Genomic DNA, 7,592 nt, shown 5'->3' with positions numbered 1-7,592 from the left:
GTGTATCAGATAAACTGATTTGTTGTGAACGAGGCTTGGGCATAAAAATCACCACACTTATAAGAGGGTAAATTAAGTGTAGTTTATTGTTGAAAAAACAAACAAGTTATTATGGGTGGCTTAATTAGCATTTTAGGTGATTTATATAAGTAATTGAGCAATTGATCTTTATTTGCCTCAAACGAATAAAATGGTAGTACCTGTGTGATAATTGGTTTATCAAAATCACTTTGTAAAGTATCTAAAGCGCTGTTAACTTGTTGGTTTTGACTATCGTTATAGGTATATATCGCCGATCGTTATTTTTGACGCATAGAGTGGTTTGCTGTCGAGGCATGAGTATGTAAATGAATTTCAATCAAAGTCTGCAAAGAAATTATAGATTGAACAAAATAAACTTCAATCGCTTCAAATAACTCAGCATTATCATCGATTGAAGTAATCCAGCCTTGCTTTAACGCTTTGATACCAATAAGTGATTCAAAAACCCCTTCGGTACACCAATGGCAACCACCACCTAAACCAATCTTGCTGAAGTTTTCAGTATGCATAGTGTTATCTGTAGTTACTATTGAAGTTACTTTTATTAGCTCATTTTACTGAAGGTAATACCCAGTCACTTCGGGGAAAGTGGCAAGTATAACCATTTGGTATTCTTTGTAGATAATCTTGATGCTCTATTTCCGCTTCCCAAAAATCACCGGCAAGTGCTAACTCAGTAACTACAGTCCCAGGCCATAAACCTGATGCATTAACATCGCTTATCGTTTGCATCGCTACAGCATTTTGTTCAGCTGAACAGTAATAAATCGCTGAACGATATGAAGCACCTTTATCATTTCCTTGTTGGTGTTGTGTTGTTGGATCATGGATTTGAAAAAACAATTCAAGGATACTGCGAAAACTAACAATATTAGTATCAAATGAAATTTCTATGCCTTCTGCGTGACTGCCATGATTACGATAAGTTGCGTTGATGACATTTCCACCGGTATAACCCACTCGGGTTGACGTAACTCCGGGAAGCTTGCGTATAAGATCTTGCATACCCCAGAAGCAACCACCAGCTAAAATAGCGCGTTCAATTGTCATATTTATACATTCTCCACTTGATTAACGTATTCGCCATAACCATTAGTGACCATTTTATCACGATGAATAAAACGAAGTGATGCTGAATTAATACAGTAACGTAACCCACCTTCGCTTGTTGGACCATCGTTAAATACATGTCCTAAGTGACTGTCCCCATGACCCGAGCGAACTTCAGTTCGAATCATGCCATGGCTGTTATCATTAATTTCTTTAACATTTTTTGTTTCTATCGGTTTGGTAAAGCTTGGCCAACCACAGCCTGATTCATATTTATCTGATGAAGCAAATAACGGCTCACCTGAAACAATGTCGACATAAATGCCTGGCGAAGTATTATTAAGGTGCGCTCCGCTACCCGCTTGCTCTGTACCATTTTCTTGTGTTACGCGATATTGTTCTTTGGTTAGTGCTGAAATTACTTCGGTGGATTTTTGATAGATTGTCATAACTTTCTGTCCTCGGCGTTTTGTCACATTTCATTGTGACGCTATAGGTATTCACTGTATGTAATAACGGTACTCGTTATTTTATTTTATTTTATTTTATTTTATTTTTTGATGTATTATTGCCTTACCAACATGACCAATCGACAATATGGGCAGTATGATTTCTGAAGCTATATCCCGATGATAATTGGCAAAAGCTTCTATAAAAGTGATCATCAACAGTTTAAAATTATGTTGCAATAATTTGAATGAATTCAGACAAAAAAAACTAGGCAAGCCAATAGCACCAGCTATTAGAATATCAAAACCTGTAGTTATTAATGCACTGACGGGTAGTGAAAAAAAGCATAAAGTACAAAATATAATGCATTATTTTTACCGATCTATCTAACAATACGTTATGAACAACGATTAAGGTCCAATTCGCAGCTTCAGTTTTCCTAGTATGGCAATATTAAGAGTAAGCAGTTAAGTAAGTCACCGCAATACTCCAGTGTAATATCGTTACCATAATGTCGTGTACCCATATTAGTTAATAGCTAGTTATTTAGATCTACCGTTTAATGCTTATCTGTCTTTACCTCCAAGTGGGATATGACAACCTAAACACATTTGTAAACGATCTGATAAATCTACGCCTTGATACTTAATGATTCTACCATCAGAATAATACTCAGCCGAAAACCAATCACTATTAGTTGAGTCGTAGCCTTTTTCACGTTGAAAAATAATCGTAAGCGCGAAATAATTATCAGCTTGATCATCGCTATAAATTTTATGCGGTGTAAGTTCTTTTTTAGCTCCATAGTTATGCTTAACGATCAATTTTCATTTTTTCCCTTCTATTTCAGCGTTAATTGAGATAGCTTTTTGAATACTGCTATTGGGTCGGTTTCCTATAAATGAGTAACTGCGTTTACGCCCATTACCTATTAGTTGAGAATGTGGGCATATTTGCCTGCGATAAAAGTTATTTATAAAGCGATAAGAATGAGCCAGTTTAAGATTCGACCTTAATATAAAATCAAAAGAAAACAGCTCGATAAATTGTTTTTATTTAATTGGCTTAAGACTGTCTAAATGTCCACCACCAGCCTTCATTTTCATTCCTTTACCTTGACTTAATACAGGGTAATATTGAGTAAAAACAAAATCATCTACGGCAGCACCGGCATGACATGAATTACAAGATTTTGCAGGGAATGCTTTTGCTGTTTTTGATAGCGTTTTATGATCTGCACTTGAGAAACTAAAATATGCACAGTTACCGGGTTCATCTTTAAAATGTTTTTTACTTTTAATGGTCGCTTCAAGACCGATAAAGTCCCCCATAAAACATCCTCTGCCACTGACAGCAGATTTTGAGCCAACTGAAACTAGTTCTTTAATAATGATAGTACCCTCACGAAATTCACTTTTATTTTTCCAATGTTTTCAGCTCTTAGGATCAATATAAACATTATGAAGTTCAGGAAATGCAGCTTTGCCATTATTCATATCATTGGGGGGTAACGGGGGTGCCAACGTAGATCCATTCTCGATAGCCCATAGGGCGTTCTAGCTCACCATTTTTCATTACAAATGCTTCATTTGCATAAGTGGATCCTGAAAAAATGACTTGCACAAATAGTAAAGATACTGCTATTAATATTTTATTCGCTTTCATAATATACTCTGATTTATTTCGTGTAAGCCACTATAACAATCATTGCTACTAACCCTTGGTATCTGAAATACTCAAAAATGTCGTTCATCAACTCAAATGTCCAATATCAGAATTTAATGTACTTGACGATGTTATAGATACGCTTCGTTTTTGTGGCAGTATATTCTTTCATTCGAGCCTTGCAGCTCCATGGGGAATATCATTATCATCAATTGTGATGCCCAGATTTCATATTGCGTTAGAAGGCGGTTTTATGTTGGGGCACAAACCAGTAATACTAATGTAGCGCCAATGGATATCGTCATGATGCCAGGCGGAGATCTGCATTGGATAGCAGACGAAATTGGAAGCAAATTGGTGCCGAGTGAACAAGCGGGGGACGCCTGTGCTTTAGGTATGCCACTTTTTCAACAAGGTGAGATAACCAATAAGATTATGTATGAAATAATTGAATACGATGAGGATATTGGATATCCTATTCTCAGTGCCTTACCCTCCATAGTTCAACTTTCCAATATTCAATCAAATGATAATATTTGGATGACAGTAAAGTTAATTGATGTGGAAATAAAGAGAACAAATAATAAAAAAAACAGTATTATCGACCGTTTAACTGAAGTCTTATTTATTCAATTATTAAACAGTTTTATTGAGAAAAATAATCACTAACAGGTTTCTTATCCGCGATTAAAGAACCTCGTTTAAATAAAATATTACAGCTCATCCATCAACACCCTCAAAGACAATGGACTCTCAATATTATTAGTGATGTTGTCGGTATGTCTCGTGCAACATTACAACGTAAATTCAAAGCTACCATCGTTGTTTCTCACATGGTTTATGTAAGCCGTTGGCGTATGGCAAAAGCTTATCAATTGTTAAATTATTCAAATTTATTACTTGAAGGAATTGCTGATCTCATTGGATTTTCAGACGCTCGAACACTTTCACATGCATTCAAAGATCACTATGATGATACCCCTAGCCAATTCCGTAAGAAATTAGGGCGATAAATATCATTATAAACGCTGTATTCCTCTTAATAAAGATAAGGTAAGTTTGTTTCAAACATTCAAAGCTGTACCTTAAAATAGATATTTTCACCAAAAATTGATACATAGCAAAAGTTATTTTTATAAATCCAACCTATAATGAGTCATATGGAAAAATTACCCAACAATCCGAAAATTGGCAGACAATTTCCTGAATTTAGCATGTCATCAATTAGAAAATTAATTCACTCACCTTTTCGTATTATGTATGTATTAAATAAAATAAGCATTCAGATTATTAGAGTCTGGCGGAGCAAAAGATTAATGCATTTACTGTTAGATTATTGAGTCAAAAATGATGTTCTGGTATCAATCTGTGAGTATGTAACGGCAATAAATAACGTTTAAATCCAAGTTATGACATGAACCACACTCTTAGTATCTAGCCTAATCCCCGTTAAACTAAGTAAATCTTATACCGAAAATTTTATTGTGATTTGGGTTGTTGAGGGTTCAAGTCCCTTTAGTTATAGGGCTTTTCTAAATTTCTCTTGAAAACCATCTAATAACGCCTATTTAGGTAATTTATCTAGGTGTTGCTGATTTTTTTGATTAAACTAACAGTAATTAAAGTAAGAAGTACACTGTAATGGAAAAACATCAACAATTATTAATTGCCTTAAGGAAAGTTATCCGGGCAATCGGTTTACATTCAAAACAACTGAATAAGACATCAGGTTTAACGACCCCACAATTACTAATTATGCTAGAAATTGATAAAACCTCTGGTATCAATTCAAGTCAAGTCGCTAAAAATGTTAATTTAAGTGCTGCTACCGTGACTAATATTTTGGATAGGCTAGAGAATAAAGGCCTAGTTTCAAGAGTACGTAGTACCCAAGACAAACGTAAAGTCAGTTTATATTTAACCGAGAATGGTAAAGCACTTTTACTCAACGCACCACAAGCTTTGCAAGAGCATTTCATTGAAAATTTTGCTAATTTGGCACAGTGGGAGCAATCACAGTTACTTTCATCTATGGAGCGATTGGCCGGTATGATGGATGCAAATGAAATAGATGCTGCCCCACTATTAGAACTTAATGCGATGAGCGCCAGCAGCACTCAGAAAGCTGACACACCTGATAAGTAAGTACAGCTCGGTTTAACCCGAGCTGTATTCAATTAGCGTAGCAAATGTAAGAAATGTAAATGCTTGTGGTATTGATCAATAATATTGTTGATCACTGCCGTTTTCGACCAGCCCATAATGTCATAGTCTTGCCCACCTTCGCCCAAGTGAACTTCAGCACGATAATAACTTTGCTCATCTTCCGCTTCATTGGCTTCAATAACATAGTCAGGTTGAGAGTACTTACGAGCTAACACCCGATAAACAAACTCTTGTGCTTCACCATGGTCAACAATTAACGTCAGCCCATCATCATTTGAGATTTCAACATTGATTTGGTTAGCTTGTAGCTCTTTAGCGACGGAGTCAAATGCTGGAATTACTGTCTGCGTAACAAACTTACTTACATTAGCTTTGTTGGGGAAATCGACAACATTTTTTAAGCGCATTTGCCAACTATCACTATTCTCATTACCTGAATGTGGGATTGCTGTGATTAGCTGACTATCCTGCTTAAAAGCTTCAACTTTTAACGATTTAATCAAGCCTGTAATGGCAAGCAATAACACGATAGTAAAAGGTAAAGCACTGGCAATAGTCATGGTTTGGAGGGCATTAAGACCACCTGCCAATAATAATATTGCCGCAACGATACCAATACCTACCGCCCAATACACACGTTGCCATAGCGGCGTATCATTTTTGCCATGCGAGCAAAGCATATCAACGACCATAGCGCCTGAATCACAGGAGGTGACAAAAAATATCACAATCATTAAGACACTAAAGAATGACAACACCGAAGATAATGGGAAGTTTTCAAGAAAGACAAATAAAGCAACAGATGAGTCTTTACTTACCATCTCACCTAATTCGACAATACCTTGATTATAGACCAAATCAATCGCACTATTACCAAAAATAGTCATCCAAAATAAAGTGAATACCGTGGGTATTAGCATAACGCCAACAATAAATTCTCTGATAGTACGGCCACGTGAAATCCTGGCAATGAACAAACCAACAAAAGGTGCCCACGCCAACCACCAGCCCCAATAGAATATTGTCCAGCCACCTATCCATTCAGTCTTTTTGTATGCGAATAAATTAAAGGTGTTATGAATGATATCCGCTAAATAGTCACCAATATTTTGTAAATAGGCTTGTAATAAAAATACTGTTGGACCGAGTACAAAAATTAATAATAACAAGATTACCGCTAAAACCATGTTGGTTTCAGAGAGTATTTTAATGCCCTTATCTAGCCCTGTGGCAACTGATATAACCGCAAGTGACGTGATACCAAACATAATAATTATTTGATTAATGACTGAGACTTCAATACCGAACAAATAACCAAAACCTGCATTAACTTGTGAGGCACCTAAGCCCAGGGAAGTAGCGACACCAAAGACCGTACTCACCACAGCAAAAATGTCGACTAAATGTCCTGGCCATTTATATATTCTATCCCCAATCAAAGGATATAGTGCAGAGCGTAACGTTAGCGGTAAATTATGACGATAACTAAAATAGGCTAATACTAAGGCAACAATGGCATAGATAGCCCAGGCATGAAGTCCCCAATGAAAAAATGTCATTTTCATTGCTTCTTGCACAGCTTCAACTGTACCTGTTTCTGCTGTCGGTGGTGACAAGTAGTGCATTAAGGGTTCTGCGACACCAAAAAACATTAAGCCAATGCCCATTCCAGCAGCAAAGAGCATCGACAGCCAAGAGACTAAGGTGTAATCAGGTGTTGAATGATCTGGACCTAACCGAATGTCGCCGTAACGAGAAACGCCTAAAAAGATAACAAAAAAGAAGATGAATGCGACAGTCAGTACATAGAACCAACTACCATTTTCAATAATACTCGTTTGAATAAGTGTAAATAAACTTTGCGCCTGTTGAGGTAGTGCAGCGGTATAAACTAACAAGGCAATAATAATAGCGGAGGCACTGCCAAATACCTTCTTGTTTAATTGACTCTTTACAGTTGTAGGCAAATTCTTCCCCTGATTTTAATTAGTATTGATATTATATCGACTTAAGCCATGCTGTAAACAATTGTGTATACGACACAAGGAAATTTAAAGAGGAATAAATGCTTTATTAGAAACACAAATACATCAACTAATACATAAACATTTGTAAAAATTATCTATAAGTCCTATTTTTTGTTAAGCTATACTTGAATAAATATAGTTAGAACTCTAATAATATCAACTCAAAACATAATCAAATACCAAGGGATACTT

General features: G+C 36.1%; 11 protein-coding genes and 2 pseudogenes. 6 read left to right on the top strand and 7 right to left on the bottom strand.

Features of this window, described 5'->3' with window-relative positions; translation table 11 throughout:
• Window positions 1-83: 83 nt before the first annotated feature.
• The 6 genes and pseudogenes from H4J66_RS07275 to H4J66_RS20260 all read right to left on the bottom strand — a co-directional run bounded on the left by H4J66_RS07275 (window position 84) and on the right by H4J66_RS20260 (window position 3,207).
• Window positions 84-551 (bottom strand): annotated as a pseudogene (locus tag H4J66_RS07275) (peptide-methionine (S)-S-oxide reductase).
• Between the two features lie 40 nt (window positions 552-591).
• Window positions 592-1,092 carry a peptide-methionine (S)-S-oxide reductase MsrA gene (gene msrA, locus H4J66_RS07270; protein ID WP_182172481.1) on the bottom strand — a complete coding sequence of 167 codons (501 nt, stop codon included), beginning with the start codon at window positions 1,090-1,092 and terminating at the stop codon, window positions 592-594.
• 2 nt (window positions 1,093-1,094) lie between these two features.
• Window positions 1,095-1,541: a peptide-methionine (R)-S-oxide reductase MsrB gene (gene msrB / locus H4J66_RS07265; RefSeq protein WP_182172478.1), complete on the bottom strand. Its 447-nt coding sequence runs from the start codon at window positions 1,539-1,541 to the stop codon at window positions 1,095-1,097.
• A 567-nt stretch (window positions 1,542-2,108) separates the two neighbouring features.
• Window positions 2,109-2,366, bottom strand: a complete 258-nt coding sequence (locus tag H4J66_RS07260; protein ID WP_182172476.1) for a hypothetical protein — start codon at window positions 2,364-2,366, stop codon at window positions 2,109-2,111.
• A 228-nt stretch (window positions 2,367-2,594) separates the two neighbouring features.
• Window positions 2,595-2,930, bottom strand: a complete 336-nt coding sequence (locus H4J66_RS20265) for a cytochrome P460 family protein (RefSeq protein ID WP_310650636.1) — start codon at window positions 2,928-2,930, stop codon at window positions 2,595-2,597.
• Between the two features lie 109 nt (window positions 2,931-3,039).
• On the bottom strand, window positions 3,040-3,207 hold the full coding sequence (locus H4J66_RS20260) for a hypothetical protein (RefSeq protein WP_259369080.1): 168 nt from the start codon (window positions 3,205-3,207) through the stop codon (window positions 3,040-3,042).
• A gap of 55 nt (window positions 3,208-3,262) precedes the next feature.
• Between H4J66_RS20260 and H4J66_RS20760 the strand changes: the two genes are divergently transcribed.
• From H4J66_RS20760 to H4J66_RS07235, 6 genes and pseudogenes are all read left to right on the top strand, one after another.
• Window positions 3,263-3,493, top strand: coding sequence for a cupin domain-containing protein (locus H4J66_RS20760; RefSeq protein ID WP_409049358.1), 231 nt, complete (start codon window positions 3,263-3,265; stop codon window positions 3,491-3,493).
• Window positions 3,397-3,876, top strand: coding sequence for a cupin domain-containing protein (locus H4J66_RS07250; RefSeq protein ID WP_182172474.1), 480 nt, complete (start codon window positions 3,397-3,399; stop codon window positions 3,874-3,876). Before H4J66_RS20760 ends, H4J66_RS07250 begins: the two co-directional genes overlap by 97 nt.
• 17 nt (window positions 3,877-3,893) lie before the next feature.
• A pseudogene (locus H4J66_RS20610) lies at window positions 3,894-3,980 on the top strand (hypothetical protein); the annotation flags it as partial.
• Window positions 3,981-3,986: 6 nt separating this feature from the next.
• Window positions 3,987-4,220 (top strand): helix-turn-helix domain-containing protein, encoded by a 234-nt coding sequence (locus H4J66_RS07245; RefSeq protein WP_182172472.1) that lies wholly within the window; start codon window positions 3,987-3,989, stop codon window positions 4,218-4,220.
• Between the two features lie 138 nt (window positions 4,221-4,358).
• Complete coding sequence (locus tag H4J66_RS20755; protein ID WP_409049357.1) at window positions 4,359-4,547, top strand: type II toxin-antitoxin system RelE/ParE family toxin; 189 nt, start codon at window positions 4,359-4,361, stop codon at window positions 4,545-4,547.
• Window positions 4,548-4,848: 301 nt separating this feature from the next.
• Window positions 4,849-5,352 (top strand): MarR family winged helix-turn-helix transcriptional regulator, encoded by a 504-nt coding sequence (locus H4J66_RS07235; protein WP_182172468.1) that lies wholly within the window; start codon window positions 4,849-4,851, stop codon window positions 5,350-5,352.
• 32 nt (window positions 5,353-5,384) lie between these two features.
• Here H4J66_RS07235 and H4J66_RS07230 read toward each other — a convergent pair whose 3' ends face one another.
• On the bottom strand, window positions 5,385-7,340 hold the full coding sequence (locus H4J66_RS07230; protein ID WP_182172466.1) for a choline BCCT transporter BetT: 1,956 nt from the start codon (window positions 7,338-7,340) through the stop codon (window positions 5,385-5,387).
• Window positions 7,341-7,592 lie beyond the last annotated feature (252 nt).

It is taken from the genome of Colwellia sp. MB3u-55, from assembly GCF_014076785.1.
In the GTDB taxonomy this organism is placed as follows: domain Bacteria; phylum Pseudomonadota; class Gammaproteobacteria; order Enterobacterales; family Alteromonadaceae; genus Colwellia_A.
Note: the sequence above shows the minus strand (reverse complement) of the source record. Positions and strands in the feature narration are given on the sequence as shown.